Here is a 26,826-nt window from a genome sequence, read left to right on the forward strand (position 1 = left end):
GATGAAAAGAGTTGTTATAACAGGTATTGGAGCGATTACGCCTTTAGGAAATACCGTAGATAAATTTTGGAATGCACTGATTATGGGACAAAGTGGCGCAAAAATGATTACTAAATTTGATGCGACAAACTTTAAAACAAAATTCGCATGTGAAGTAAGAGATTTCGATCCTTTACAATTCATGGAAAAATCAGAATTACGAAAATTAGATCTTTTTACGCAATATGCATTAGCTAGCGTTCATGAGGCTATTCACCACGCTGAGATTGATTTCAATCTACTGGACAAAGATCGGATAGGTGTTATCTGGGCTTCAGGAGATGGCGGGGTTTCAACATTTGAGCAACAAATAGCGGAGTTTAAGCAAGGAAATGGAATACCACGCTTCAGTCCGTTCTTTATTTCTAAGCGTATTTTAAACATTGCTTCAGGTGTTATCTCCATTAAATATGGACTTAGAGGAGTAAATTATACGACCGCTTCTGCTTGTTCTGCAAGTAATACTGCGATTGTTGATGCCTTTAATTATATCCGCTGGGGCAAAGCAGATATGATTATTACCGGAGGTTCTGAAGCGTCTATAACCGAAAGTTCCATCGGTGGATTTAATGCATCTAAAGCCTTATCAACAAGTAATGAAGATTATTTGGGTGCCTCCCGCCCTTTTGATATTCATCGTAACGGTTTTGTATTAGGAGAAGGTGCTGGGGCTATCGTATTGGAAAGCTATGAAAGTGCGATTAAAAGAAATGCCCCGATTATTGCTGAAATAATTGGAGGAAGTTTAGCGGCGGATGCTTATCATATTACGGGCACACATCCTGAAGGAGACGGGGCATTTCTGGGAATGAAACTTGCTTTGGAGGATGCGAATATCGCTGCAAAAGATATAGACTATGTCAATGCGCACGCAACTTCTACTCCTATGGGCGATCAAAGTGAACTGAAAGCTATGGGAAGAATGTTTGGTTTTAACAACGAGGTATCTATTAGCGCTACAAAATCAATGACAGGGCACTTACTGGGAGCTGCTGGAGCTATCGAAGCTATTGCTTGTATTAAGGCGGTTCAAGAAGATATTGTTCCGCCTACGATAAACTCTAAAGAAATAGAACCAGAATTTGCTGATAAATTGGATTTAACTCTCGGAAAAGCAAAGCATAAAAAAGTAAATATAGCCATGAGCAATACTTTTGGTTTTGGTGGTCATATCGCTTGTTCCATTTTCAAAAAAATAGAGCACTAGATCTCGGCTACTTTTAGAAAATTTATAAATGAACATTTTAAAATGACGGCTTAGAAAGGCTGTCATTTTACTTGAAACATGTACAAATAGTGCATCGTATAATAGGTGCAAAATTTTGAAAAAACATCTATACTCCAGTTTCAGATCAATGTGTTTTTCTGTTATTCATTTCAATCTAAAAAATAAGAGCCAATATTTGAGGTCATTACATTAAATATTAAAAAAATGATGGTTTCAAATTTTGATTTTATAAAAATCGCCGTATATTTGCATCACCAAAACAGAAAACAACTTGTTAACTGTTAGCAATGCGAAAATAGCTCAGCTGGTAGAGCACAACCTTGCCAAGGTTGGGGTCGCGAGTTCGAATCTCGTTTTTCGCTCCACATTAATATCACCTGCCTAGGTGGTGGAACTGGTAGACACGCAGGACTTAAAATCCTGTTTCCGTTAAGGAAGTGCGGGTTCGATTCCCGCCCTAGGTACAAGAAAGCTCATCCAAAAGATGAGCTTTCTTGTTTTCTATGCCGTCTAAAATATTTTTATTAAATACTAGATTTTCATACTAAAAGCACCACCTGATCGAAACTGTAAACTGCAGTTATATAAACGACCCATTAGCATTAAATCAAATTTCATCCATCGCGCTTACTCTTGCCTTATACAGATCAATTTTTTGATAAGCCTTATTAAAAAACATTTTCTTATCCCTTGTTCCTGCTGTGTTTAACAACCTGGAATTCTTAAGCTGGTGCTGATAAAAATTTGAAACGTGTTGACAGGTGTCAGTATCGTGTGTGATAAAATACCCCAACATGGTATGGGGGACAAATAAAGCCCTTCTATCTTTGTTCGAAACAAGAACATTATTGTTTAATATCAACAGTTCATGATAATACAGTTGGTATTGGTCATTATTCGGAACACATTTCTTCTCCAGCGAAAACAAAAGCTCTTTGATCTGATCGCAGAGAATCGTCCCGTGCGCTGCGGTCAATAAACCAGTTTGTGAAAAATACATGATCTGCTGTAACGTACTATTGATAGTTGTATCATTCCAAATTTCTTTTACTCTGATGGAGGAATAATAATCGTTCAATTTTTTTCCGCCATTGTCTAAGGGATTTTTCGATAAAAAAGATTCGAATGATACTTCCAGCCCCTCAAAACTCAATAAGTTGAGCCAGACGTATCTTTTAAAGCTTGACAGTAATCCTGTATTTATGGTATAGAAAATTGGAATATCCTTAGCGGAATAGTAGAGGGACGTACCAAGATCAGGATTGAATTCTGTTAAAGACTTAAAGGAATTTTCCAGATAAGTTGAAAGGTCATGTGGCGTCCGGATTTCTGTCGTTTTTTTTACTAAGACATGATCACTCTTTTGAAACATCTTATCTAAAGAAATTGCAAAGTGATTAGCCAGCTGAACTGTCTCCTCTATCGAAAATTTACTTTTCATCGAAATTCTTCGATGTGCCGCATCATAACTAATATCAAGCGCATTTGCAATGGCTTCTATAATAGACTTAGTAGCGTCGATTTTTTTATATATTTCTTGGATTAGCTTTTCTTGATACATTGGTTTAATCATTTGCGATAATCACAAAATTAAAAATATTTTTTATTGTTTGTCACAATTTTAAATGCAATTATCACAATAACTTTGGAATAAGAAACAAACAGTCCATTTATTAAAAGCTCATTATGAAAACATTATTAAAAAAAACAGAAGCATATGACGTTCATACTGAAGACGCATGCGCTTTACCATTTTCTTCAGAAATCAGCCAAACAGAGATAGCGAAACTGTGTGATTATCTCAGCAAAAAAACGAATAAACAATATCCAATTCTTACTGACAGTAACATCAACTTATCGCTATTAAATGGAAATATTGAAAATTTTATTGGGATAAGTCAAATTCCTACGGGGGTCATTGGCCCGCTAAAAGTTCATGGTACAGCAGCTAATGGAGCTTACTATGTTCCATTAGCTACCAGTGAAGGCGCGCTGGTGGCTTCATATCATCGTGGAGCGAGAGCATGCTTACTAGCTGGAGGAATTACTTCGATATGTCTAAAGGAAGGTATCCAGAGAAGTCCTGTATTCAAATTTGAAAATTTAAATGATTTAAGCCTTTTTATCTCTTGGTTTCTTGCTAAAAAAGAAAGTCTCCACGATATTGTTAAAAATACAAGCAGATTTGCTAAGCTAACAGATACAAAGATTCAGATTGAAGGAAACCATCTCACCATATCTTTTGAATACTTTACAGCAGATGCATCGGGACAAAATATGGTCACGATATGTACAGATGCGATCTGTCGATTTATGATTGATCAATGTCCCGTTAAACCTAGCCATTGGTTTATAGAAGGAAATAGTTCAGGAGACAAAAAAGCAACAGCATATTCCTTTAATAACGTTAGGGGTAAGAAAGTCACAGCGGAAATTGAATTATCCGCTAAAATTGTATCAGAGGTACTTAAAACGTCATCTGCACTCATGGATAGGTATTGGCGTACTTCCACAATGGGAGTGATCCAGAGCGGTGCAATAGGCGCACAGGGTCATTATGCAAATGGGCTTACAGCATTATTTATAGCTACCGGTCAAGATGTGGCCTGCGTAGCAGAAGCGGCAACAGGAATTACAAGAATGGAATTAAATAGTAATGGATCGCTCTACGCCTGTGTTACATTGCCAAATCTGATCGTAGGAACGGTAGGTGGAGGAACCAATCTACCTACTCAAAGAGAGTGTCTGGATATGATGGACTGCTATGGAGAAGGAAATTCAATAAAATATGCCGAGATAGCTGCTGCTCTTGTTCTTGCCGGCGAGTTATCGATCGCCGCGGCGCTGTCAGCAGGTCAATTTACGCAGGCTCATCAAAAGTTCGGTAGAAAAAAATCACTGTAATATGGAAACTAAAAAAGAAAACAGATGGAATGTGCCAAATGCAATTTCACTATACCGTTTATTGGCATTACCTTTTATCATTTATACTATAATTACAGCAAATAGAGAGTCCTTTATATTGTTGCTGTCCATAAACCTAGTAACTGATATACTTGACGGATTAATCGCAAGACTGTTTAACCTTCAAACAGAGTTTGGTGCAAAACTAGATTCGATTGCAGACATCGGGACTTATATTATGGCGTTCATGGGAATGATTAGTTTAGAAAAAGTATTCGTAGCAACATACAAAATAGAATTTATAATCTTAATTGCGATGTGGTTAATTCCACAGTTATGCGCGCTTATCAGATTTCAAAGATTCCCTAGCTTTCATTTATGGTCTTATAAAATAACTGGCTACTTACAGGGCATATTTATTTTCAGCTACTTCGTATTTGGCTTTAGTGCATTCTATTTTCACTTGATGTTAATTGTTAGTTGTCTAGCGTACCTAGAGGAATTAATCTTAGTTATTACGCTACCAAAACTACACTCTAATTTAAAGAGCATATTTCTTATACAGCAACAAAAAAGAAATTAATCATGTACTTAATTCTTGGTTCTATATTGTTCCTGTTTTTTGGAATAGGCAGTTTAGTTACACAGTATATCAATAAACAGAGTAAGGTGCGACAAGCTAATGAACGTTGGTTAAAACTCGTGTTGTACTTTGTAATTCTGATCATGGTATTTTCGTGTATCTATTTTGAATTAACAGTATGTCTAGCTATTTGCATTGGAATAATAGGTCTTTTTGAAATTTCAAAAGCTCATATATTTTCCAATAAACGGATTATATTTTTCTTTTTTTCTGTATTTATTTACCTTACGATCCTATTTGCATTTATCAAATTCAGTGACAATACTTTAACAGAAAACGTATGCTTTGTGTACTTTACTGTGGTCACTTTTGATGGATTCAGCCAACTTACTGGTCAATTATTTGGTAAAAGAAAACTTCTGCCTCAGATTAGTCCCAATAAAACTTTTGAAGGTTTACTTGGAGGTTTAATACTAACAACATCGACCAGCTTTTTCTTTTTCCAATACATCGATTTTTCAATTGGCCAAACCATAGCGACAGCAATTTCTATTTGTTTTACAGCACTCACTGGAGATTTATTAGCTTCATTGCTGAAACGTAAATATCAAATTAAAGATTATAGTAAGCTAATTCCAGGTCATGGTGGGATATTAGATCGCTTTGACAGCTTTATATTTTCTGGAGCTATGTATTGGTTAACTGATTTATTTAAAGAAATATTATAATGAAAAACGATTTGTTAAACCTGCTTTTACTGGCATTGACATTCTTGCTTTTATTTGCTCTTTCTGAATTTTTATACCATCAATACAAGATTAAGGTAGAATTGACAAGAAAACTTGTACATATTGGTACGGGATTAATTTGTTTGCTCTTTCCAATATTATTGAAAAATCATTGGTCAGTCCTATTTCTTTGTGGATTATTTGCTGTGATTTTACTCCTATCCTTAAAATTTAATTTATTAAAATCCATCAATGCAGTTGACAGAAAATCCGTAGGTAGTATTGTATATCCAGTGGCAGTTTATCTGTGCTTCTTAATCCAGACATCTTTAGATGAATGCTATATATATTATTATTTACCTTTAGTTACCTTAGCTATTTGCGATCCTATGGCCGCACTATCCGGCAAGAAATGGCCTTTAGCGCAATATAAGATCTTTAGTGCAAAAAAAACTTTAATGGGATCTACTGTTTTCTTTATATGTGCTATGATCGTTATGTTTTTAACATGGAGATCCGTTTATAATTCTAATTTAGATTCGGAGGAATTTATAGTAATAGCCACAATTGCTCTTACTGCTACATTAGCAGAGGCATTTAGCAAAGATGGCTATGATAACTTAACAATTCCGGTAAGTATATTAGTCTGTTTGTATATATATTTTCCTTGATAAAAAAATGATCATCTTTAGAAATAGAAAAAGTTTAGCTTTGGGATCAGTTTTTGTATTTTATTATAGTCGATCTATAGATTCCCATTTCCTATTGAAATCTTAAAATTCCATTGCCTTTTTAGAAAATTGCTATATTCGAAGTAAAACAAAGTCAGTATGTCTACTTTTTATTATAGTTTATTATTTCTTGTGTTCTTTATTCTTGTTTTATTAGCGGTCTTCCTCTACTGGAAGATTCGTATTTTAGAACGTCAAAATAAACTATTAATTCGACAAAATCGAGATTTAAATAGCATTTCTCTTCCTGATGAAACGAATTATTATAAGTTGGACCCACACTTACTAAAAAATGCATTAAACGCTATTCAGTCTCATGCCTACCAAAGTTATCATGCACTTGATAAATTATCCAATGTACTGGATTATATTCTTTATGAAACAGATGTCACGTTCGTAAAGCTAAAAGATGAGATCGCTTTTGCGCAAAATCTAATAGAGATCAATAAACTTAAAATAAGTCCTTTATTTGATCTACATATACGAAAAAAAATTAGTGCCGAAGCTGGAGAAATGCTTATTGCTCCATTTATGACCATCAACCCAATTGAAAATGCTTTCAAACATGCTGATGTTCAAAATGAAAACAGTTTTATCTCTGTGGTGTTTGAGGTTATCGACGATTATTTTCACCTCACCGTTTCTAATCGGGTCATGCAAAAACAAAAAATAGACTCAAGCCTAGGTGGATTGGGCAATAAAACTTTTTCAAAACGGTTGAAAAATATTTACGGTACTGAATACAGCTTGAATACTGAGCAAAAAGAAAATATATACACGGTAACCGTAAAAATAAAACTTTATCAAAATGATTAAATGTATTTTATTGGATGATGAACTTCCTTCACTAAGTTACATTCAAGCTTTATGTGAAAATTTTAAGGACGTAGAAATCGTGAAAAGTTTCAATAATCCCCAAAAGTTTTTAGCACAGATTGACAGACTTGATTTTAACACCTGTATTCTAGATATTCATATGCCAGGTATGAACGGACTAGAGGTCGCCCGGATACTTTCTGACAAAGCAATTATCTTTTCAACAGCTCATAAGGAATATGCTGCTGATGCATTTGATCTCAATGCTGTGGATTATATACGAAAACCTTATCAGGCTGATCGATTACAGACTGCTTTCGATAAAGCCTTGAAGTGGCTTAACTCAACAAAGGAAACAGGTTTAGAGGTTATAGAGTTAAACAGTAATCAAGGAAAAACAAGGATAAGAATAGATCAAATTGCCTACATTGAGGTGGCCGATCATGATAGGCGGGATAAATACATCTATATGAAAGACGGTCAAAATATTCTTGCGAAAAACATCAGTTTAGATGAAATTTTGGCGATCCTACCTTCTGGAAAATTCTGTAGGATCAACAGACGAAATGTTGTTGCATTAGCTGTGGTCTCGTCTTACACAGCACAGTATGTCGCGTGTAAAATAAAAGATATGCCTGACCTGAAACAACTTACCTTATCGGCACCCTACAAAGATCATTTTGTAAACAGCTTAAATGTTTAGTACATTTTTTTTCTGGTCTGGTACAAAAAACACGAATTCGTTTTGTAGAAAAAACTTTAGCTATTATACTTGCTCTTTACAATCCGACGAAATATGTTTAAAAGTAAGTACCGCTCCACCTTTTTTTATCTAGCCATTTTAATTATTGGGATAGCTTTAGGCTATTTTATTATCCATCAGGGCTCCCAATTTGAAAATCAACCACATACAACTGCAGATGTACCACTCAACTCAGCATGGTCACATTTCTTAGATCATTTGCATGAAAATCTTTCCTACCCGCTAGCAATACTCATGTTGCAGATCATAACAATCATATTTGTAGCGCGAATATTTGGTATATTATTCAGAAAAATTGGTCAACCCTCTGTTATTGGAGAAATCGTAGCGGGTATTGCACTAGGGCCTTCCCTACTAGGGAATTACTTTCCAGAAATATCCACATTTTTATTTCCAGTCAGTTCTTTGGGAAATCTGGGGGTATTGAGTCAAATAGGTTTAGTGCTATTTATGTTTGTCGTCGGCATGGAGCTAGATTTGAAAATATTGAAAAACAAAGCTCAAGATGCCATAGTTATCAGTCATGTAAGCATTATCTTTCCTTTTCTTCTGGGGATGGGGCTCGCCTATGTGATCTTCCAGACAACAGCACCTGAAGGTATTTCATTTTTATCATATGCGCTCTTTATTGGAATATCCATGAGTATTACTGCATTTCCTGTTTTAGCAAGGATCGTACAGGAAAGGGGTATGAGCAAAACACGACTAGGTTCGATTGCCATCACCTGTGCAGCGGCAGATGATATCACTGCTTGGTGTCTTTTGGCAGCTGTTATTGCGGTTGTAAAAGCAGGATCTGTAGTCAGTGCAGTTTACACGATCGCTTTCGCGGCCGGCTATGTCTTATTGATGGTCCGGTTCGTAAAACCATTTCTCCAACGTATCGGTGACCTTCACTCCACTAAAGAACGGTTAGGCAAATCGATTGTAGGTATCTTTTTTCTAACATTGCTGATTTCTTCATGGACCACCGAAGTTATCGGTATCCACGCCCTATTTGGAGCTTTTATGGCTGGTGTAATCATGCCAACCAACACAAGTTTTCGAAGTATCTTTATTGAAAAAGTGGAAGATGTAGCGCAAGTACTTCTTTTACCGCTATTTTTTGTCTTTACAGGCCTAAGAACACAGATTGGATTACTCAATGAGGCCGAACATTGGCAAACCTGTTTCTGGGTGGTTACAATTGCTGTAGTGGGTAAATTTATTGGAAGTGCTTTATCGGCAAGATTTGTGGGGCAAAACTGGCACAGTAGCCTTACTATAGGAGCTTTGATGAATACTAGAGGTTTGATGGAACTAGTCGCTCTAAACATAGGTTATGATTTAGGAGTCCTTACTGATGAAATGTTCGCAATACTGGTTCTTATGGCTTTGATCACAACATTTATGACGGGGCCTGCATTAGATTTAATTAATAAATTTTTTAAGCCTGAAATCGAAAATAATGGCGATCTCATTTCGAAGAAAAATAAATACAATATTCTGATTTCATTTGGCAACCCAAATTCTGGAAAAATTTTACTCCGTATTGCCAATATGCTGATTAAAAAATCAAAAGAAAATAGTACGGTAACGGCATTACATCTTTCGATCGGGAATGAACTCAATACTTATAATTCGATCGAATACGAAAGAGATAATTTTTCAGTATTAAATGATGAAAGTGAAAAAATAGAGCAACCGTACACTGGTATTTTTAGAGGTACCGACAATATCAACGACGACATTGCAAAAATGGCCAATGAAGAAGATTTCGACTTACTGTTGACAGGTATCGGTCAATCTGTCTATGAAGGATCTGTTTTAGGAAGTATCATCGGGTTTACAAGTAAAGTCGTTAATCCGGAAAGATTGTTAGGTTCATTAACAGGTAAAGAAAGTTTATTTAATCATAGCGGATTTGAAGATAAAACGACAGCGCTTTTAAAAGCTGTTCATATTCCTTGTGGAATTTTAGTCGATAGGGGTCTTCCTGAAGAGGTGAAAAGCATATTGGTTCCTATCAAAACACTTAGTGATAGTTTCTTATTAATATATGTGCACAAACTTGTACAGAACAACGATGTAAAAATAAGTTTCTTAGACGAAGATGAGGTCATTAAAACTTCTGTAGAGCTCAAAGAGGCTATTCGTTCGTTAGATTATGCGGCACCTAATCAAATCAATATTATAGAGGAACCCAAGACTAAAGATATTGATTATTCTTCATTCGATATTATACTGATAAGTTTCATTGCTTGGAAACAGATTTCTTTTGAGAAAGAGCAATGGACGAAAAAATTACCGAGTACATTGATTTTAAAACCTTAATATTTATTGTTATGGAAAAATACATTTTTGAAACCATGCTAATTAATGAAGACAAAATTCATCAATTAGAGGAAACTTTAAAGAAGATTCCCAACATCATCACCATTAATATTAACAGATTCAGTAACGGATTAATATTAAAATTGGAAGCTCTAAATATTCAAGCGTTTGAAATAGCACTACGTCTGAAACAAAATGGTTTTGCCGTTGAGCGCTTATACGAAGAATAATAGCTGATCCATTGTTACACCATTATATAAACTCCAGCAAAAAGTTTATATAATGGTGTATGCATTTTTAACGATTCCCCATACATGATGCCCTTATAGCCTGCTTCTGCTATCTTCCAATTCTCATTTTATTGTGCCCGAATCATCTTTTCTTGATTATTTTTCTATTTTTATCGCACAAATAGATTACATATGCACACAGCTCTATATATTTTTTCTTCCATCCTAATCATTATAAGTTTTATTCCATTAATAAGAAATGATTATTGGACGTTCCGAATTTTTGAGTATCCAAGACTACAAAAGCTTGTATTAACAGCCCTGTCACTGGCGCTCCTTTTAATATTCTCTAACAGAACGTTAACCTTCTATATTTATGTAACCTTACTTTCAGGGACTATTTTATACCTATTAAAACAGATTATTCCCTTTACTCCTCTTGGAAAAAAGCAGATTTTAAGAGTAAAACAGGAAATACCCGATCAAACCATCAGTATTATGATATCAAATGTGTTTGAAGATAATACCAATTACAAAGGCTGCATTGCGGAAATTAAAAAGACTGATGCTGACCTGGTACTGCTACTGGAAACCAGTCATGAATGGATGGAACAGCTTAAGGAAGCCACAGATGCCTATCCTTATCGTATAGAGAAACCGATAGATAACACTTATGGTATGTTGCTGTACTCTAAATTGGAATTGAAGGAAAGTGAAGTCAAATTTCTTGTGGAGGATGATATCCCTTCCATTCATACAAAAGTAATTTTACGAAATGGGCAGGTCATTCAATTATATGCGGTACATCCGACTCCTCCTGTACCAGGTGAAAACCCAAGGTCAACAGAACGTGATAAGGAACTCCTTCTGATTGCAGATAAAGCTTTAGCATCAAAAATACCAGTGATAGTTTGCGGTGACCTGAATGACGTCGCCTGGAGCTATACCACTGAATTATTTTTAAAGACAAGTCAATTACTTGATCCGAGAAGAGGCCGTTTCTTTCTGAATACTTTTCATGCACATCATTTTTTTATGCGCTTTCCTTTAGATCATATTTTCTGTAGTACAGACTTCAAATTAAAGAAAATGAAAAGACTGAATAATTTTGATTCAGATCACTTCCCAATTCTGACCGTATTACAATACGAAAAATCCGCGGATGCAGAACAAGAAGACAATACATTAGATTTAGATCAGGAAGATCGGGAATTAGCTGAGGAAAAAAAAGAAAAGTGCTGATACAACAGCACTTTTCTTTTTTTGAGTAATTATTTTTGTTTAATATTCTATTGCTAAAATTGATCTCAGAGGAATCAATACACCGCTTTTTATTTGGAGATACTTATCCGTTAACGACCAAACCGTTGTTTCTATTCTTTTAGGACCTACTTCTGTTTGAAAGGCTATTGTAGTCTTCGACTTAAATTCATTCCCCAATCGCAAAGCTCCTTTTAAAGTTTCTAAAAATGTTTGACTTTTATCTTCATTCGCCGCCACTATTTTGAATGAAGAGATTTGTTCTTTTTCTATCAATTCTCCGATCATACTACTAATAATTTATAATTGACACTTTGATTAAGTAAGACATTTCATTTATAACGCTCCTAATTGTTATAACATATACTTAACCTTATTTAAATGTAAGGAATCCTCGATAAAATACCAATACTATTTCGATTTTAACATTTATTTTACAAAATGACTTATGCTACAGCATAATAATGCCTAAATTTGTTGAAATTTATCAAAAATGGACAATTCAACATTTGAAAAAAACTGGGAAATCAATTTTACACAATGCTATTCAAATGCCAGAATCCGTTATTCTGATCTTTCCAATTTACTGCAGCTCACAGCTGGTGAACATGCGACTATTGCAGGTTTTGGTTTTAGGGAAATGGCCAAAAATAATCAGACCTGGGTGTTAAGCCGTATCCGGTTTGAAATAAACCGCTTGCCAAAATGGATGGATATAGTGACCATAAAAACCTGGATTCAGCACTTAGAAGGGGCTAAATCAACCCGTAATTTTGAGGTGTATGTCAATAACCAACTTTATGTGACTGCTACAAGTTATTGGGCAGTTATCAATACTGTAAAAAGAGGACCTGAGGAACTGGCAATAGCACTTGGCGATTTTAAAACATTTCCAGAGCGTCACAGTACGCAAAAGCCTTTTTCAAAACTAAATCTAGCACAGACCGTAAAACCAATCGAAAACCATACGGTTAAAATATCGGATCTGGATATTGTCAATCATGCTAATAATGTCAAATATTTAGATTGGTGTATGGACAGATTACCGATGGAATTAGTGCTTACAAATCAAATTGTATCCATAGAAATGAATTACCTACGAGAACTCCGCTATAATGACCGTGTAGAAATTAGTGGTAACTCAACAGATAAAGGCTATTTCATGACGGTCACAAAGCAAGAACGTGTTTCTTTCGCCTTAGAAATCGAAACTAAATAATAAGGGAGTACTTCGCTTGAAGTACCCCCTTTTCTTCTTTATCTTTTTGAATTAACCTGCAAAAGCTTTATCACCTTTTTTATAAGGGTAATTTCCATCGAATTTTCCTGGAATCTTCACATAGCGCAATGCTTTAGTTAATCCCAGTTCCGAATTAAAGTATCCTGTTAAGGTCAACTGCTTAAACATGGTAAACCAATGAGGTGGTTTGTTTTCCACTTCTCTATATAATTCATTTTGTTTTACAGCATTTTTCTCACGTTCTTCTTTTGTCGCCTCATCTTGTTTTTTATTAAACTCACCAGCTTCTTTGTCTAGTAAGTTTACAAAACTTGTACGTTCTTCAGCAGAAAGATCTAAGAAATTTTTCTTCATTAACTCTTGTGCTTTTTTATCTAGGTTGTTAATTCCATCCATGAAAACAGTTTGTTGTTCATCGGTATAACAATCTCTTACCATCACTGGGATAAAGCTTCCCACGCCTGCTTCTTTAGCTCCAGGAGTAGAGGTTTTCGGTAATATTGCTTCGGCTAAGTCTCCCAATAAATCGGTTGTCTTAGGTTCGAATAAAACTTCTACCTGTTTAGTAGCAGAGCGTGAACAACCTTCAAGAAAAAGGCTTGAACCAATGACCACGCCTCCCATCAACATTGCGACACGTTGAATTGCTTCTCTTCTATTCATAATCAATCTCTTTTAATACTTAAATTGTATAATTAACTTCCCAGCCTGGACGGTAGTTACGCTTCACGAACTGGTTTACTTCATCAAAATTCGTCACACGCATATTATTATTATCCCATAATAAGCGTAAGTTTCTTCCTGGATATTTATTATCAACTTTCAAATCTGATCCACGGATAGCCAAGTTTGCCATCAGTAAAGCTTCTGTCAATGGTCCAGCAATTTCAAAAGGAGAAGACATCTGCATATTACCATAACCAGCAATACAACCTTCTACCCATTGTGCCCAGTGACCATCGGCACCACCTTTAACACGTGCATACTTTTGTTTTGGAGTCGTATAAGAAGCAGTTGTAGGCAATAATCTCGGATTTGCAGCGTAAGTATCGGCCAATATTTTACCTTTCGTACCGATAAATAAAATACCATTTCCACCGTCGCCAAAAGCCTCATTAGGACCTAGTTCATCTGGTCTTGGTGGTTGAATTCCACCATCCATCCAATGTAGCTTAACATCTCCTGCTGTTTTATCCGTTTTCGGGAATGTCATTACGGCATAGCTTGACGGCGGACAGCTTTCTGGGAAATATCCTCTTTTAAATTCGTCAACATATACAGATCCAACAGTTGCCTGTACATCTTTCACATATTGAAGACCATAGATACTAAAAGGCGCTTCCATGTTATGGCATCCCATATCACCTAATGCACCTGTTCCATAATCCCACCATCCTCTCCAGTTGAAAGGAATCAATTTTTCAACATAATCTTTTTTTGGAGCAGTACCTAACCAAAGATCCCAATCCAATTCTTGTGGAACTGGAGCTTGTTGTGTAGGCCATTGGATACCTTGAGGCCATACTGGGCGATCGGTCCAACAGAAGATCTCTTTCAGATCTCCAATCATCCCTGCGTCAACCCATTCGCGCATCTGTCTCACACCATCACCTGATGCTCCTTGATTACCCATTTGCGTCACAACTTTATATTTCTTGGCTGCTTGTGTCAAAACACGTGCTTCCCAAACATCATGAGCTAATGGTTTTTGCACATAAACGTGCTTACCCAATTGCATTGCTGCCAAAGCTACAATAGCATGCTGATGATCCGGTGTTGATACTGAAACTGCATCAATATGTTTATGCTCTTTATCGAGCATATCACGGAAATCCTTATAAAATTTTGCCTTCGGAAACTTTTTCACAGAATCTGCCGCACGACGCGTATCTACATCACATAGGTAAGCAATATTTGCTTTTCCACTTGCTGCAAATCGCGATACGTCTGATCCCCCCATACCACCGACACCTACAGATGCAACATTCAACATATCACTCGGTGCTGTAAAACCTACTCCACCCAATACATGGCGGGGCAGTATAGTCACTCCAGCGCCAAATAAGGCAGCTTTTTTCAGAAAGTCTCTTCTTGATGAATTATTCTTTTCCATAATTTAGATTTATAACTGATTAAAGATTACCTTTTTTCAACTCACTTACAGCAAAATCAACCGCCCTAGCTGTTAATGCCATATACGTTAATGAAGGATTGACACAGCCTGCAGAAGTCATCGCTGCACCATCAGTTACAAAAACGTTAAGCGCATCCCAAACCTGGTTGTTACCATTTAAAACAGATGTTTTAGGATCTCTACCCATACGAGCAGTTCCCATTTCATGGATACCTTGACCAAAACCATACACGTTATCATAAGTATATGTGTCCTTAACACCAATTTTCTCCAACATCTCTTTCATCTCATTTTGCATATCACCACGCATCTTTAACTCATTATCCTTGATTTCAACGTCCATTGATAATACAGGAAGACCCCATTTATCTTTTTTAGTTTTGTCTAAGCTAATTTTGTTTTCATGGTATGGTAAAATCTCACCGAAAGCAGTAAAACCTACGTTCCAATCACCAGCTTCGGTAAGAGCATCTTTCCATGCGCCACCTACACTCATCTCCGCGACCTCTCCAGACCAGCGACCACGGCCTGCAGCTCCTTGATAACCAAAACCACGAACATAATCACGTTTCTTGTCATCTCCAGCAACGTTAACAAAACGTGGCACATATAATCCTGTTGGTCTACGACCAAATACATAGCTATCTAAATATCCTTCTACATTACCTCCTGCTCCACAACGGAAATGGTGATCCATTACGTTATGTCCCAATTCTCCACTGCTACTTCCAAGTCCACCTTCCCAAACATCTGTAGCTGAGTTCATCAGTACCCAAGTTGAGTTAAATGCAGATGCATTAACGAAGATCACTTTAGCAAAAAACTCATACGTTTGATTTGTTTCCGCATCTACAATTTCAACACCTTTTGCTTTCTTGGTATTTTTATCATAAATGATTTTCGTAACAATTGAGAATGGACGTAATGTCAAATTGCCAGTTGCTACTGCTGCTGGTAATGTTGCCGATTGTGTACTAAAATAAGCACCAAAATTACAACCTAACCAACATTGGTTTTGATATTGACAGTTGATACGGTTATGATGAGGAACAGTAATGTTTGCTGTTCTTCCCATAATAAAATGGCGGTTACCACCGTATTCTTTTTTCAAACGTGCTGCAAGATCCTTTTCCACGATATTCATCGCCATAGCAGGCATAAAATCACCATCCGGCAATACATCCAAACCATCACGGTTACCGCTGATACCAGCAAATTTCTCTGCATAGCTGTACCAAGGAGCAATATCTTTATAACGGATCGGCCAATCTACACCGTGTCCATCTTTTAAATTTGCTTCAAAATCTAAATCGCCAAGTCGGTAAGATTGTCTTCCCCACATCAATGAACGACCACCTACGTGATAACCTCTATACCAGTCAAAACGTTTAGTTTCGGTATAGGGACTTTCTTGTTCATTTACCCAATAATCTAAGTTTTTTTCATTTAACGGATAATCCCTGCTCAAAACTGGACGTTCTTTGATCATCTCTTGCGTACGTCCTCCGGCATGTGGGAAATCCCAAGGATTCTTATTCGGCGACGGATAATCTTTTACGTGCTCGATATTACGACCACGTTCTAACATAAGAGTTTTTAAACCCTTTTCTGTTAATTCTTTTGCTGCCCATCCACCACTGATTCCTGAACCAATGACAATAGCATCATAAGTGTTATTTTCAGCCATTTTATTTTATTGTTTAGTTTTAGTTCTTTTATTAATTTATTCAGCAACCGCTTTATTCTCGACCTTCTCATCTTTAAAAGCAACTAAAAAGATAATAAAGACTACGAATGCTATTCCCGCAGGAATGATCCATGTTTGTTTCCAAAAATCAGCAACATTAGCTTGTTGCAAGTATGCATATTTCTCTCCGATAAAACCTGCAACCCAGAATCCAATAAGCTGACCTACCCCATAAGTCGCTAATGTAATCAAACCCTGTGCAGCACTTTTATATTTGATTCCAGCTTTACTATCGGTATAAATTTGTCCAGAAACGAAAAAGAAATCGTAACAGATACCGTGTAAAGCAATACCTAATATCAACATGAAAGAAAGATCGCCCGCATTACCATAAGCAAATAAGATATATCTTAATGCCCAAGCAAGCATACCAACCAAAATCGTTTTCTTGAAACCGAATTTAGAAAAGAAAACAGGTAATGCTAATAAGAATAATACTTCTGAAATCTGACCAATTGTCATTTTTCCAGTAGGATTTTCCATTCCTATTTGATCTAAAAATGGATTGGCATTTTGATAGTAAAATGCCAAAGGAATACAGATCAAAATCGATGAAACGAAGAAAATCAAGAAATTACGGTCTTTCAATAATTTGATAGCATCCAATCCGATGATAGATGAGAATGATGGTTTCTGATCTGACTCAATTTTAACAGGTGGCGTTTTAGGCAATGTAAATGAGAATAAACCTAACACCAAAGAAGCAATAGCCCCCATTAAAAAGGTATTTTTCAAAGCTCCAGCAGATGAAGCTTCTGCTGCATCCCATTTAAACAGATAACTGATTGAAAGACCAGCAATGATCCAACCGATAGTTCCCCAAATACGGATATTAGAAAACTGTTTCTCAGGATTGGTCAACTGTCTGAATGATACCGAATTTACCAATGATAGCGTTGGCATATATAAAACCATATAAGCCAATACATAAGGATAAAAAGAAGAAATTTCAGTTGCATTATACATTTGATACATCAATACCGCACCGATGATATGCAACACGCCTAATATACGTTCCGCGTTAAAGTAACGATCGGCAATCATACCGATAATAAAAGGAGCAATAATAGCACCTAATGATTGGGTTGAAAAAACATTCGCAATTTCAAGCGGCTGTGCTTGTAAATTTTTACTCAGGTATGTACCCAATGTAACGAACCATGCGCCCCAGATAAAGAATTCCAGGAACATCATGAAGGATAATTTAAATCTAATAGATGTGGACATTATATGTTTTAGTTTATTTTAAAATAAGAGATTTCTATCAAGAATTTGGTTTTTAAAATGACAATCTAGCATAAAAAAAACAATTGTACAAGTTACACTAAGAAATTATCTACTTCTCTGTAAGCGTTGACCAAAGTTTCTTCGCCGATCTTGCCACTTTTGGACATACCATGCTCCATACCGACCACGCCTTTAAATCCCTTCTCGTGAAGCCATTTAAACACATTTTTGTAGTTAACTTCGCCTGTAGTAGGTTCCCTTCTTCCTGGATTATCTCCTACCTGAATATAAGCGATCTCATTCCAGCACTCATTCATTTTATGAATGAGATTACCTTCATTCTTTTGCATATGATACGCATCATATAATAATTTACATGAAGGACTTCCCACACCTTTGCATATTTCATAGGTCTGATCTGAATATCTAAGAAATAAATCAGGACTGTCACTTAAAGGCTCCAGTACCATCGTTATGCCATGTGGTTCAAAAATTTCTGCACCTCTCTTCAATGCCTCAATCACATTACCAGTTTGTACCCCGATAGATAGATTACGTTCGTAATCGCCAGGAACAACCGTTACCCATTTTGCATTGACACGTTTTGCTACTTCCACAGACTCTTTACAGCCTTTTAGAAAGATATCAATGTATTCTTGTTTACCTGCAGCTAAAGTATTGGCACCGTTCCCGCCCTTTGGAACAACAAAAACGCCCATACGCATCCCAAGAGATGCCAACGTTTCACCTATTTTCTTTTGTTCATCGATACTGCGTCCTGTCATACCGTTATCTTCGATACTTCTGAATCCCAGTTCATGCATATATTTTATCTCATCAACAAAATTTTTACCAGCAGTTGCACTGAACATGCCCTGATGCGGTGCATAATCTAAGTTAAATACTGCTCCTGCCTTATTTTTTTTCTGTTGTTGTTCACCCGCTAAAGTATTCAAGCTCACAGCGGAACCTGCAACCAATAAGGTGTTTTTTAAAAATTCAGATCTTTTCATAATTTCATTTATATTGTTTTTTTTAGAAAAAAGTTGGAAAACCCTTTCGAGTACTTTTCTTCTATTTCTCCCTTTTCATTGTTAAATATAATATAAACTTCTAAATTCTTTCTCTTCTTCACAAAATCAAGTATCTCATCTGGTGTAAGGGCCATAAAATAATTATCCAAGGCGTCTGCTTCCATTGCAGTTTTTGCATATACTGTAACACTGACTACTGGACTAGAAAACATATATCCCGTCAAAGGATTGACATGATGACTAATCTTCTGTTTTCCATTCATCATGTACTTTTCAAAATTTCCAGCAGTCGTCAATGCTCCAGATTTGATATGCACAACTTCGGTTTTCAGTAATTGATTGTGGCTGGAGGATGGTCTTTCAACACCAATTTTAAAAAATTCACCTGCCTGATTTCTTCCCTTAACACGCATTTCTCCACCTAACTCCACAATATAATTTTTGATATGCTTACTTTCAAGAAATTTAGCCAAGACATCTACTGAATACCCCTGTGCAATACCATTGACATCAATACTAACGTTAGGTTTGCTTTTTTTAAGATAAGGAGCTTTCCAAATTAACTTATCCATTCCCACAGACGCTAGGGTTGCATTGATTTCATTTGAGTCTGGAAAATGTTTAATCTGTTTAGGTCCAAACCCCCACAATTGGACAAGCGGTGCTACCGTAATATCAAAAATACCTTTCGTGATGCGATTATAGCGGAATGATGCATCAACCACCTTTTGAAAATGACGATCTAGCTTTACAGCAGTTCTCTCCTCTTTATTAAATAGACTTATTGTAGAGGATGGGTTATAAATCGACATCGACAAATCAATGACTTTCAAAACACTATCGATATCATTTTTTGAAACTAACTCCTGTGTATCAAAATACGTAATATGATAAGAAGTACCCTGAGCAGGGCCAGATAAAACAGTTTTTCGGAGAGATTTTAAAGAATAAGAAGCTTGTTCAGCTCGTGCAGCTGTTATGCTGCACAAGCCAAAAAAACTAATTGTGAGCAGTATCCATGATTTAAAATACATGAATGCATCCTCTTATTAAATGTATAAATTTGTATTCTGACCTGGTATAGCTACCGGGTACGAACCATCTTCTTTTGGTAATATCTTAGGTAAAGCATCCCATGCATAATTTGTAGGCATAATATCGATTTCCGACTTTAAGGCGGCATCCCATTTAATTACTTTTCCTGTATAACATGCAATACGACCAATAATACCTGTTAAAGTACTATATGCACCATATTCTGCATTATCAAATTTATATTCACCTTTTGAAATTGCTTCAAACAATTCTTTATGTTCTTGTTGATAAGGATTTGGATTTCCTTTTGGTTCATGACGATAGATTTCATTTCCTTTAGCATCCCAAAGTACTGCTTGTCCATTTGCTGACAGGTAAGCTCTACCTTTTGTTGCTTGAAACTGTTCGTCGACACGGTTTGTAACCCCCTCGAAGTGCGCACACTGACTGTATACAACTGAGTTATCAGGATAAGTTAACTCTAATGCAAAGTTGTCATAGATCTCACCATATTCTTTACCTGTTCTATGTGCGCGGCTACCAGTACCTTGAATACGTACCGGGTATGCACCTTTGACCCAATTGGCAATATCAATATTGTGAACGTGCTGCTCTACGATATGATCACCACATAACCAGTTAAAATAATACCAGTTGCGCATCTGATAATCCATTTCTGTCTGTCCCGGCTTACGTGGTCTTACCCAAACACCACCACTATTCCAGTATACCTGTCCAGAAACAACATCACCGATTGCACCCTCGTGAATTCTTTTAATCGCTTCTCTATAGTTTGTTTGATACCTACGTTGAAGACCCACCACTACATTCAGTTTTTTCTTCTTAGCAATTTCAGCAGCTGCCAAAACTTTACGGATCCCTGGGATATCTGTGGCAACAGGTTTTTCCATAAATACATGTTTACCTTGGCGCACAGCTTCTTCAAAATGAATCGGACGAAATCCAGGAGGAGTTGTTAAGATCACCACATCGGCTAATTTAATAGCTTCTTTATAGGCATCAAATCCAACGAATTTATTTTTTTCAGGAACATCAATTTTATCCTGCCATTTATCTTTTAATGTTTTATATGTGCTGTCCAAATTATCTTTGAAAGCATCAGCTAATGCAACGACTTTAATATTAAATCCTGAGCTTAGGGCGTCAAAAGTTGCACCTGTACCGCGTCCACCACAACCGATCAATGCAACTTTAATTACATCGCTTCCTGCGGCAAATGCTCCTACCAATGGCACTGAACTTAAAACTGTCCCGCCTGCGATAGCTGCTGTCGTTTTTAAAAAATCACGACGTTCAAAATTTTCCATATTTTAGGTTTTTTGGTTATAATTAATAATCTTTAATTGGAGCCTTATCATAATAGGCCATTATTTCTTCATGCGAAGGAGGTGTCACAGGTCTTACTAAGCGCATTCCTACAAATGGAGCTTCAGGGAACCACCAGTTACTTTTAGGAATTTGTGGATCTAGTTGTTTCCAGAATGGATCTGAAGCTACCCGAGATGCACTTCTTAAATCTACAGCTTCACTATCAAAGGCACCGCCTCTTACACTATTGGGATATAATTTAGTAGGTATTGCAACGGGGTTATCAGCTACTTTACCGTCAAACTGCTGGTAATAATCTTCGATATATTGATCAAAAGTCCATTCTGAAACATTTCCATGCATATCAAATAAACCCCAAGCATTTGGCTTCTTAGTTCCAACAAGATGTGTTGAACCGTCACTATTGCCTTTATGCCAAGCATATTGATCCAATAAAGCGGCATCATCTCCAAAACTATACGCTTTATCACTTCCGGCGCGACAAGCATACTCCCATTCCGCTTCTGTTGGCAATCTATAAAAAACTCCTGTACGTACGTACAGCCACTTGCAGAACTGAATTGCATTATAATGGGTCATGGCCAAAGCTGGGTGACCTTCTTTACCCATACCAAAGGTCATATCTAAATATGGTTTTGTAGGACGTGTTACTGCATCCACTTCGGGAGTGATCTTGCCATCTATACTTTGAGTCAACTCATAATCTTTATACAAGAAAGGTTCAAACAAGTTCCAGGTTACCTCGTATTTCCCTATCCAGAAGGGAGCTATTTTTACCTCATGAATAGGCTTTTCATCTGCTTTAACATTCCCACCTTGTTTATATACGCCAGCTGGAATCGCAACCATGTCAAACTTCAATTTTGTCCCTTTTATTTCTTGTACATAGCTTTCCACCTTTTGCTGTGCAAACAACGAGCTGGACATTCCTGACAAGATAAGAGCAAGTAAACTTTTACGCATTTCTATTTTTTTCTATAAATAATTGGTCATCACCCACCACTAATCCAGATATATTATTTGTCTAAGATATTAATTTCATTGTGTAATTTAAACAATAAGTATCATAACTTTTTTATTACACAGATAAAAAATGACAATTGAATAAAAAAAATAGGGTCTGTAAGACAATGTTTTACAGACCCTATTTGAAAATTACAAGTATCCTTTATAATAAAATATTACGGCTAACTTCACGATCAATCGTTATATATCCGGGATAAAAAATTGATTTACCGGCGACATTTATAGAAGGTTTAATCTTTATTGTAAACAAACCTTTTTTAGTGTTTGAATTAGATCCTATAAATCCTGCTAAATCACCATTATTGATCAACTCATAAATATTAGTATTTAATCTTACCGAGGCCACCGTAGATTGTCCAGGGTCTAAAGAAATCGACTGATTAACAATCCCCTCTGCTAATTGCTTTTTTTCAAACAGAATAATATATTGAAACTGATTAATTGCAGCTTTCTTTAAAGTCGGATTTTCAATTTTCAAGCGAATTACGGCATCCAAAGGAATATTTTTACGCAACATTCCCAAAGCTACACTCGGTAGTGCCGATAGATCAATACCATCTGCTTTCACTATTTTTTGAATGGAAGTTCCCGCTACACGAATGCTATCAACAGACTGTATATCAAACTTACACTTACCAAGATTTTCAATCTGGGCTTTTTGCCTACTGATCCCGCAGCTACTCAAAAATGCCACACTCATTAACATCAATAGCCAATTCTTTTTCAATGCTTTTATCATAATTTAATTTTTCCCTCCAAATTTATAAAGAATTCCCAAACTATTTATCGGATGCCCTGCTTTCAAATAATCATTGCTCATCAAACCGAAATTCATACCAGTCATATATTGTATCTGCCAACCACGCCCTACTTCCATACGGGTATAGAATACAGGTTCTATCAAAACATTCTGTTCTTTATTTGCATTAAGCTGATTTATTTTAAAATCGGTCATATTTACATGTGACAATCGTAAAATTGTACCATAGTTCAGGGCGCGATCTCCACCAAATAAACGAATTTTCTCCCGTTTTGTGGAAGAGTAATTGACTTGGACAAATATTTTATTAAAATCCATATCTCGGCTTTCTACCACTGCCGGCCCCGCCGTTGATGTCCTTGTATCTAGTTCATTTACAACACCCATCCCATAACCTGCATATACTTCGAGAATACGATTGCGCCGTTGACCAAAAGTCGTAAAATAGCCAATACCCAACTCACCCATTTTTTGAGCAAAATCTGTAGGGCTATCTTTTCGGTCCACATAAGAACCATTTGCAATCACTCCGATATGATCTGAAACTGCGACTCCTCCGCTGGCAGAAACATTTCCCTTTAAATTAATATTTCCGGAAACATATACTTCACCGGCATCTTTAAACATTGGTGCGGCTGGCACATTGGGCATATACATCGAACTACAAGATGACAACAACAATAACACAACTGTTGGAATACTGTAAGGTAGACTTTTATAAATCATGAACGTTTAATATTATCTATAAACTGCAATTCCTGTATAAAATTGTACCAAACTTTGATTCTTGAAGAAATAAATGTATACAATTTTATTAAGAAGCTCTTACTTAAGCTTTAAAAACATAAAAAAGGCGTTAAGTAAACTTAACGCCTTTTACAAATATTGTGTAGCAAAAAAACTTATGCCTTCTCTACAGGAACTTCTGCAGGAATAATAGAAACATAAGATTTGTTGTTAGCTTTTTTGCGGAAAAGTACTTTTCCATCAACTAAAGCAAACAATGTATGATCTTTACCAATACCAACATTTAAGTCAGGATTGTGTTTAGTACCACGTTGGCGAACGATGATGTTACCAGCGATAGCAGCTTGACCACCGAAGATTTTGATACCTAAACGTTTCGAATGTGACTCACGGCCGTTCTTAGAACTACCCGCACCTTTTTTATGTGCCATTTCTTTATCTCAATTTAAGACTAATGTCTGATTAAAAATTCAATTATAATGTAATACCAGTGATCTGGATTTTAGTGAATTGTTGACGGTGACCGTTTTTCTTTTTGTAGCCTTTACGACGTTTTTTCTTGAAAACGATAACTTTATCACCTTTTAAATGAGACAAAATTTTAGCCGAAATTTTAGCACCTGCCACGTTCGGAGTACCGATTGTGAATTTACCACCATCTTCTGCTAACAATACATTGTCAAATTCAATACTAGCGCCTTCTTCTCCTTGTAAGCGGTGCACAAAAAGAAATTGGTCTTTTGCAACCTTGAATTGCTGTCCTGCTATATTTACTATTGCGTACATTGTTAATAAATTAATTAAATGTGTTTATTGTTAATGAACGGCAAAATTAGCAATTATTATTCAATTCTAAAAATATATTACACTTTTTATTTACCACTACCAAACAGCAACACGTTTCTCGGGTGCTACATACATCTTCGCAGTTTTTGGAATCTGGAATGCTTGATAAAAAGCTTCCATATTATAGACTGGACCATTGACACGAAATTCTTCAGGGCTATGCGGATCGACTTTCAAACGCATGTTCATTCGCTCATCACTATTTTTAATACGCCAAACTTGAGCAAAACTTAAAAAGAAACGTTGATCTGGTGTAAATCCATCTATTTTGGTTGCATCTTGTCCTTGCTTTGTTTTTTTGAAAGCATCGAATGCAATATTAAGACCTCCAATATCCGCTAAATTTTCTCCTAATGTCAATTTTCCATTCACATGTTGTTTATCCAGTAAAGTAAAACCATCGTATAAGGCGGCTACCTGATTAGCTTTTGTCGTAAACTTAGTCGCATCTTCTGGAGTCCACCAATCTTTTAGATTTCCTTCTTTATCATATTGACGGCCTTGGTCATCAAAACCATGCGTCATTTCATGTCCGATTACAGCTCCTATAGCACCATAGTTGATTGCATCGTCCGCATTTGCATCAAAAAATGGAAACTGTAGTATTCCTGCAGGAAATACAATTTCATTATAAGGTGGGTTGTAGTATGCATTGACAGTAGGTGTTGTCATCAACCACTCAGTCTTGTCAACTGGTTTGCCCATTTTGTCGATCATTTCCTTATAAGCATGACGTGATGCAGCTTGTAAATTGGCATAATAAGTATCCTTATTGATTTCTACATCAGAATAATCTTTCCATTTATCTGGATATCCGATCTTTTTAGTAAAAGCTTGCAGTTTTTCGATCGCTTTTTTCTTGGTTTCAGGAGTCATCCAATCTAACTTTTCAATACGGTCACGATATGAGATTTCTAAATTATTAACTAACTCCAACATTCTTTTCTTAGCCTCAGGTTTAAAGTATTCTTCGGTAAACAATTTTCCAAGTACTTCTCCTAAGTTATCATCAACCGTACTGACCATAAGTTTCCAGCGTTCCTTTTGCTCTTTCTGTCCCTGCAAAGTTTTACCATACAGTTCAAACTGTGCATTACGGAAGTCTTTTGTCAATGCTGTTGCTGATGAATTCAACAGATCCGCCTTCAATTTAAGTTTCCATACTGGTAGCGGTTCAGATTTCAACAAATTATTTAGAGCAACATAAAACTTCGGTTGCTGTACCAATAAAGTATCTGTTTTAATTGCTAATCTGCCCAAGATATCATTCCAGTTCAGATTAGGTGTCTCCTTTTGAAAAGCTGCTACCGCAACTTTATTATAATTTTTAATCGGATCACGTAATTCAACTGGATTAAGATGAGATTTCGCAATTGCAGTTTCAATCTTAAGGACAGATTCTGCATCCGCTTTAGCTGTAGCCTGTTGACCGGCAAGCGTAAACAGCTTACTGAGATAATTCGTATAAGCTTCACGTATTTTCTTTGCCTTTTCATCCTGATCCAAATAATAACTTGATTCAGGAAGATTAAGTCCACCCTGTACAAAAGTAGCGGCATTTTTATTACTCATACGTTCATCGGCAGCGATATAAAATGAGAAAAGATCTCCCTCCCCCTCTTTAAAACCGTCGGCACTATAAGCAATCAGTTCTTCGATGGATTTTAAATCATCAATTTTCTTCAGCTGAGCCTGAATAGGTGAAATTCCAAGCTTTTCTATCGTAAGGGTATCCATTCCACTGGAATAGAAATCGCCAACCTTTTGTTGATCCGTACCTCTTTTACTATTGGACTGAGCGGCCTTATCTAAAATACCATGAAGCTTTTGTAAGTTCTCATCATTCAAGGTATAAAATGATCCCCAGCCAGACTCTGATGGAGGAATAACTGTTTTCTTCAACCATTGTCCATTGGCATACATAAAGAAGTTATCTCCTGGATGAACTGTCGTATCCATACCGGATACATCTAAAAATACAGTTCGATCTGCTTGTTTCTGATCCGAACTTTTATTGGATTGGCAACCAAATGCTAGAGCAGCAATCGGTAATATTGCCCATAATTTTTTATTGACCATAATTTT

Annotated in this window: 26 protein-coding genes and 2 tRNA genes; 13 read left to right on the plus strand and 15 right to left on the minus strand. The window is 36.3% G+C overall.

The window, feature by feature from the left end; translation table 11 throughout:
* Position 1: 1 nt before the first annotated feature.
* The 3 genes from fabF to FHR29_RS14445 all read left to right on the plus strand — a co-directional run bounded on the left by fabF (position 2) and on the right by FHR29_RS14445 (position 1,731).
* A complete protein-coding gene (gene fabF, locus FHR29_RS14435; protein WP_132844113.1) occupies positions 2-1,246 on the plus strand; it encodes a beta-ketoacyl-ACP synthase II in 1,245 nt (414 codons plus the stop codon).
* Between the two features lie 310 nt (positions 1,247-1,556).
* Positions 1,557-1,632 (plus strand) — tRNA-Gly (locus FHR29_RS14440).
* 14 nt (positions 1,633-1,646) lie between these two features.
* Positions 1,647-1,731 (plus strand) — tRNA-Leu (locus tag FHR29_RS14445).
* A gap of 143 nt (positions 1,732-1,874) precedes the next feature.
* On the opposite strand, the gene FHR29_RS14450 is transcribed toward FHR29_RS14445, so the two are convergent.
* On the minus strand, positions 1,875-2,828 hold the full coding sequence (locus tag FHR29_RS14450) for a hypothetical protein (protein ID WP_132843948.1): 954 nt from the start codon (positions 2,826-2,828) through the stop codon (positions 1,875-1,877).
* 125 nt (positions 2,829-2,953) lie between these two features.
* Between FHR29_RS14450 and FHR29_RS14455 the strand changes: the two genes are divergently transcribed.
* The 9 genes from FHR29_RS14455 (at position 2,954) to FHR29_RS14495 (ending at position 11,577) form a co-directional block, all read left to right on the plus strand.
* Positions 2,954-4,171: a hydroxymethylglutaryl-CoA reductase gene (locus tag FHR29_RS14455; RefSeq protein WP_183915491.1), complete on the plus strand. Its 1,218-nt coding sequence runs from the start codon at positions 2,954-2,956 to the stop codon at positions 4,169-4,171.
* A 1-nt stretch (position 4,172) separates the two neighbouring features.
* Positions 4,173-4,754, plus strand: coding sequence for a CDP-alcohol phosphatidyltransferase family protein (locus FHR29_RS14460; RefSeq protein ID WP_183915493.1), 582 nt, complete (start codon positions 4,173-4,175; stop codon positions 4,752-4,754).
* Positions 4,755-4,756: 2 nt separating this feature from the next.
* Complete coding sequence (locus tag FHR29_RS14465) at positions 4,757-5,482, plus strand: phosphatidate cytidylyltransferase (protein ID WP_183915495.1); 726 nt, start codon at positions 4,757-4,759, stop codon at positions 5,480-5,482.
* On the plus strand, positions 5,482-6,153 hold the full coding sequence (locus tag FHR29_RS14470) for a diacylglycerol/polyprenol kinase family protein (protein ID WP_183915497.1): 672 nt from the start codon (positions 5,482-5,484) through the stop codon (positions 6,151-6,153). The genes FHR29_RS14465 and FHR29_RS14470 overlap by 1 nt, the downstream gene beginning before the upstream one ends.
* A gap of 159 nt (positions 6,154-6,312) precedes the next feature.
* Positions 6,313-7,029, plus strand: a complete 717-nt coding sequence (locus FHR29_RS14475) for a sensor histidine kinase (protein WP_183915499.1) — start codon at positions 6,313-6,315, stop codon at positions 7,027-7,029.
* The gene (locus FHR29_RS14480) at positions 7,022-7,732 is read left to right on the plus strand and encodes a LytTR family DNA-binding domain-containing protein (RefSeq protein ID WP_021189847.1); all 711 of its coding nucleotides are present in this window, start codon (positions 7,022-7,024) and stop codon (positions 7,730-7,732) included. The genes FHR29_RS14475 and FHR29_RS14480 overlap by 8 nt, the downstream gene beginning before the upstream one ends.
* 93 nt (positions 7,733-7,825) lie before the next feature.
* Positions 7,826-10,105 (plus strand): cation:proton antiporter, encoded by a 2,280-nt coding sequence (locus FHR29_RS14485; protein ID WP_183915500.1) that lies wholly within the window; start codon positions 7,826-7,828, stop codon positions 10,103-10,105.
* 11 nt (positions 10,106-10,116) lie between these two features.
* On the plus strand, positions 10,117-10,335 hold the full coding sequence (locus tag FHR29_RS14490) for a hypothetical protein (RefSeq protein WP_132771913.1): 219 nt from the start codon (positions 10,117-10,119) through the stop codon (positions 10,333-10,335).
* A 192-nt stretch (positions 10,336-10,527) separates the two neighbouring features.
* Complete coding sequence (locus FHR29_RS14495) at positions 10,528-11,577, plus strand: endonuclease/exonuclease/phosphatase family protein (RefSeq protein WP_021189845.1); 1,050 nt, start codon at positions 10,528-10,530, stop codon at positions 11,575-11,577.
* Between the two features lie 39 nt (positions 11,578-11,616).
* Here FHR29_RS14495 and FHR29_RS14500 read toward each other — a convergent pair whose 3' ends face one another.
* Positions 11,617-11,883 carry a hypothetical protein gene (locus FHR29_RS14500; protein WP_021189844.1) on the minus strand — a complete coding sequence of 89 codons (267 nt, stop codon included), beginning with the start codon at positions 11,881-11,883 and terminating at the stop codon, positions 11,617-11,619.
* 205 nt (positions 11,884-12,088) lie between these two features.
* Here FHR29_RS14500 and FHR29_RS14505 point away from each other — a divergent pair, with 205 nt between their 5' ends.
* Positions 12,089-12,814 (plus strand): acyl-[acyl-carrier-protein] thioesterase, encoded by a 726-nt coding sequence (locus FHR29_RS14505; protein WP_183915502.1) that lies wholly within the window; start codon positions 12,089-12,091, stop codon positions 12,812-12,814.
* Positions 12,815-12,865: 51 nt separating this feature from the next.
* Here FHR29_RS14505 and FHR29_RS14510 read toward each other — a convergent pair whose 3' ends face one another.
* The 13 genes from FHR29_RS14510 to FHR29_RS14570 all read right to left on the minus strand — a co-directional run bounded on the left by FHR29_RS14510 (position 12,866) and on the right by FHR29_RS14570 (position 26,820).
* Complete coding sequence (locus tag FHR29_RS14510; protein ID WP_021189842.1) at positions 12,866-13,498, minus strand: gluconate 2-dehydrogenase subunit 3 family protein; 633 nt, start codon at positions 13,496-13,498, stop codon at positions 12,866-12,868.
* A gap of 19 nt (positions 13,499-13,517) precedes the next feature.
* On the minus strand, positions 13,518-14,948 hold the full coding sequence (locus tag FHR29_RS14515; RefSeq protein WP_168128081.1) for a Gfo/Idh/MocA family protein: 1,431 nt from the start codon (positions 14,946-14,948) through the stop codon (positions 13,518-13,520).
* Positions 14,949-14,967: 19 nt separating this feature from the next.
* Positions 14,968-16,656, minus strand: coding sequence for a GMC oxidoreductase (locus FHR29_RS14520; protein ID WP_132771916.1), 1,689 nt, complete (start codon positions 16,654-16,656; stop codon positions 14,968-14,970).
* A 36-nt stretch (positions 16,657-16,692) separates the two neighbouring features.
* Positions 16,693-17,943 carry a nucleoside permease gene (locus FHR29_RS14525; protein ID WP_031288192.1) on the minus strand — a complete coding sequence of 417 codons (1,251 nt, stop codon included), beginning with the start codon at positions 17,941-17,943 and terminating at the stop codon, positions 16,693-16,695.
* Positions 17,944-18,035: 92 nt separating this feature from the next.
* Complete coding sequence (locus tag FHR29_RS14530) at positions 18,036-18,956, minus strand: hydroxypyruvate isomerase family protein (RefSeq protein ID WP_132771918.1); 921 nt, start codon at positions 18,954-18,956, stop codon at positions 18,036-18,038.
* 8 nt (positions 18,957-18,964) lie between these two features.
* Entirely contained in the window at positions 18,965-20,011 is a 1,047-nt protein-coding gene (locus FHR29_RS14535) for an FAD:protein FMN transferase (protein WP_183915504.1), read from the minus strand.
* Positions 20,012-20,026: 15 nt separating this feature from the next.
* A complete protein-coding gene (locus tag FHR29_RS14540) occupies positions 20,027-21,340 on the minus strand; it encodes a Gfo/Idh/MocA family protein (RefSeq protein ID WP_132771920.1) in 1,314 nt (437 codons plus the stop codon).
* Between the two features lie 22 nt (positions 21,341-21,362).
* On the minus strand, positions 21,363-22,325 hold the full coding sequence (locus FHR29_RS14545; protein ID WP_021189838.1) for an SUMF1/EgtB/PvdO family nonheme iron enzyme: 963 nt from the start codon (positions 22,323-22,325) through the stop codon (positions 21,363-21,365).
* Between the two features lie 205 nt (positions 22,326-22,530).
* A complete protein-coding gene (locus FHR29_RS14550; RefSeq protein ID WP_237682869.1) occupies positions 22,531-23,127 on the minus strand; it encodes a hypothetical protein in 597 nt (198 codons plus the stop codon).
* Between the two features lie 3 nt (positions 23,128-23,130).
* Positions 23,131-23,874 carry a hypothetical protein gene (locus FHR29_RS14555; protein WP_168128078.1) on the minus strand — a complete coding sequence of 248 codons (744 nt, stop codon included), beginning with the start codon at positions 23,872-23,874 and terminating at the stop codon, positions 23,131-23,133.
* 176 nt (positions 23,875-24,050) lie between these two features.
* Positions 24,051-24,326, minus strand: a complete 276-nt coding sequence (gene rpmA, locus FHR29_RS14560; RefSeq protein ID WP_183915506.1) for a 50S ribosomal protein L27 — start codon at positions 24,324-24,326, stop codon at positions 24,051-24,053.
* A 43-nt stretch (positions 24,327-24,369) separates the two neighbouring features.
* The gene (gene rplU, locus FHR29_RS14565) at positions 24,370-24,681 is read right to left on the minus strand and encodes a 50S ribosomal protein L21 (RefSeq protein ID WP_021189835.1); all 312 of its coding nucleotides are present in this window, start codon (positions 24,679-24,681) and stop codon (positions 24,370-24,372) included.
* 96 nt (positions 24,682-24,777) lie between these two features.
* Positions 24,778-26,820 carry a M13 family metallopeptidase gene (locus FHR29_RS14570; RefSeq protein WP_221197859.1) on the minus strand — a complete coding sequence of 681 codons (2,043 nt, stop codon included), beginning with the start codon at positions 26,818-26,820 and terminating at the stop codon, positions 24,778-24,780.
* Positions 26,821-26,826 lie beyond the last annotated feature (6 nt).

It is taken from the genome of Sphingobacterium sp. JUb56, assembly GCF_014191365.1.
Classification (GTDB): domain Bacteria; phylum Bacteroidota; class Bacteroidia; order Sphingobacteriales; family Sphingobacteriaceae; genus Sphingobacterium; species Sphingobacterium anhuiense.

What these genes read in the sequence shown, in the direction of transcription:
- fabF (WP_132844113.1), top strand. Translation starts at nt 2, where the DNA reads ATGAAAAGAGTTGTTATAACAGGTATTGGAGCGATTACGCCTTTAGGA.
- FHR29_RS14450 (WP_132843948.1), bottom strand. Translation starts at nt 2,828, where the DNA reads ATGTATCAAGAAAAGCTAATCCAAGAAATATATAAAAAAATCGACGCT.
- FHR29_RS14455 (WP_183915491.1), top strand. Translation starts at nt 2,954, where the DNA reads ATGAAAACATTATTAAAAAAAACAGAAGCATATGACGTTCATACTGAA.
- FHR29_RS14460 (WP_183915493.1), top strand. Translation starts at nt 4,173, where the DNA reads ATGGAAACTAAAAAAGAAAACAGATGGAATGTGCCAAATGCAATTTCA.
- FHR29_RS14465 (WP_183915495.1), top strand. Translation starts at nt 4,757, where the DNA reads ATGTACTTAATTCTTGGTTCTATATTGTTCCTGTTTTTTGGAATAGGC.
- FHR29_RS14470 (WP_183915497.1), top strand. Translation starts at nt 5,482, where the DNA reads ATGAAAAACGATTTGTTAAACCTGCTTTTACTGGCATTGACATTCTTG.
- FHR29_RS14475 (WP_183915499.1), top strand. Translation starts at nt 6,313, where the DNA reads ATGTCTACTTTTTATTATAGTTTATTATTTCTTGTGTTCTTTATTCTT.
- FHR29_RS14480 (WP_021189847.1), top strand. Translation starts at nt 7,022, where the DNA reads ATGATTAAATGTATTTTATTGGATGATGAACTTCCTTCACTAAGTTAC.
- FHR29_RS14485 (WP_183915500.1), top strand. Translation starts at nt 7,826, where the DNA reads ATGTTTAAAAGTAAGTACCGCTCCACCTTTTTTTATCTAGCCATTTTA.
- FHR29_RS14490 (WP_132771913.1), top strand. Translation starts at nt 10,117, where the DNA reads ATGGAAAAATACATTTTTGAAACCATGCTAATTAATGAAGACAAAATT.
- FHR29_RS14495 (WP_021189845.1), top strand. Translation starts at nt 10,528, where the DNA reads ATGCACACAGCTCTATATATTTTTTCTTCCATCCTAATCATTATAAGT.
- FHR29_RS14500 (WP_021189844.1), bottom strand. Translation starts at nt 11,883, where the DNA reads ATGATCGGAGAATTGATAGAAAAAGAACAAATCTCTTCATTCAAAATA.
- FHR29_RS14505 (WP_183915502.1), top strand. Translation starts at nt 12,089, where the DNA reads ATGGACAATTCAACATTTGAAAAAAACTGGGAAATCAATTTTACACAA.
- FHR29_RS14510 (WP_021189842.1), bottom strand. Translation starts at nt 13,498, where the DNA reads ATGAATAGAAGAGAAGCAATTCAACGTGTCGCAATGTTGATGGGAGGC.
- FHR29_RS14515 (WP_168128081.1), bottom strand. Translation starts at nt 14,948, where the DNA reads ATGGAAAAGAATAATTCATCAAGAAGAGACTTTCTGAAAAAAGCTGCC.
- FHR29_RS14520 (WP_132771916.1), bottom strand. Translation starts at nt 16,656, where the DNA reads ATGGCTGAAAATAACACTTATGATGCTATTGTCATTGGTTCAGGAATC.
- FHR29_RS14525 (WP_031288192.1), bottom strand. Translation starts at nt 17,943, where the DNA reads ATGTCCACATCTATTAGATTTAAATTATCCTTCATGATGTTCCTGGAA.
- FHR29_RS14530 (WP_132771918.1), bottom strand. Translation starts at nt 18,956, where the DNA reads ATGAAAAGATCTGAATTTTTAAAAAACACCTTATTGGTTGCAGGTTCC.
- FHR29_RS14535 (WP_183915504.1), bottom strand. Translation starts at nt 20,011, where the DNA reads ATGTATTTTAAATCATGGATACTGCTCACAATTAGTTTTTTTGGCTTG.
- FHR29_RS14540 (WP_132771920.1), bottom strand. Translation starts at nt 21,340, where the DNA reads ATGGAAAATTTTGAACGTCGTGATTTTTTAAAAACGACAGCAGCTATC.
- FHR29_RS14545 (WP_021189838.1), bottom strand. Translation starts at nt 22,325, where the DNA reads ATGCGTAAAAGTTTACTTGCTCTTATCTTGTCAGGAATGTCCAGCTCG.
- FHR29_RS14550 (WP_237682869.1), bottom strand. Translation starts at nt 23,127, where the DNA reads ATGATAAAAGCATTGAAAAAGAATTGGCTATTGATGTTAATGAGTGTG.
- FHR29_RS14555 (WP_168128078.1), bottom strand. Translation starts at nt 23,874, where the DNA reads ATGATTTATAAAAGTCTACCTTACAGTATTCCAACAGTTGTGTTATTG.
- rpmA (WP_183915506.1), bottom strand. Translation starts at nt 24,326, where the DNA reads ATGGCACATAAAAAAGGTGCGGGTAGTTCTAAGAACGGCCGTGAGTCA.
- rplU (WP_021189835.1), bottom strand. Translation starts at nt 24,681, where the DNA reads ATGTACGCAATAGTAAATATAGCAGGACAGCAATTCAAGGTTGCAAAA.
- FHR29_RS14570 (WP_221197859.1), bottom strand. Translation starts at nt 26,820, where the DNA reads ATGGTCAATAAAAAATTATGGGCAATATTACCGATTGCTGCTCTAGCA.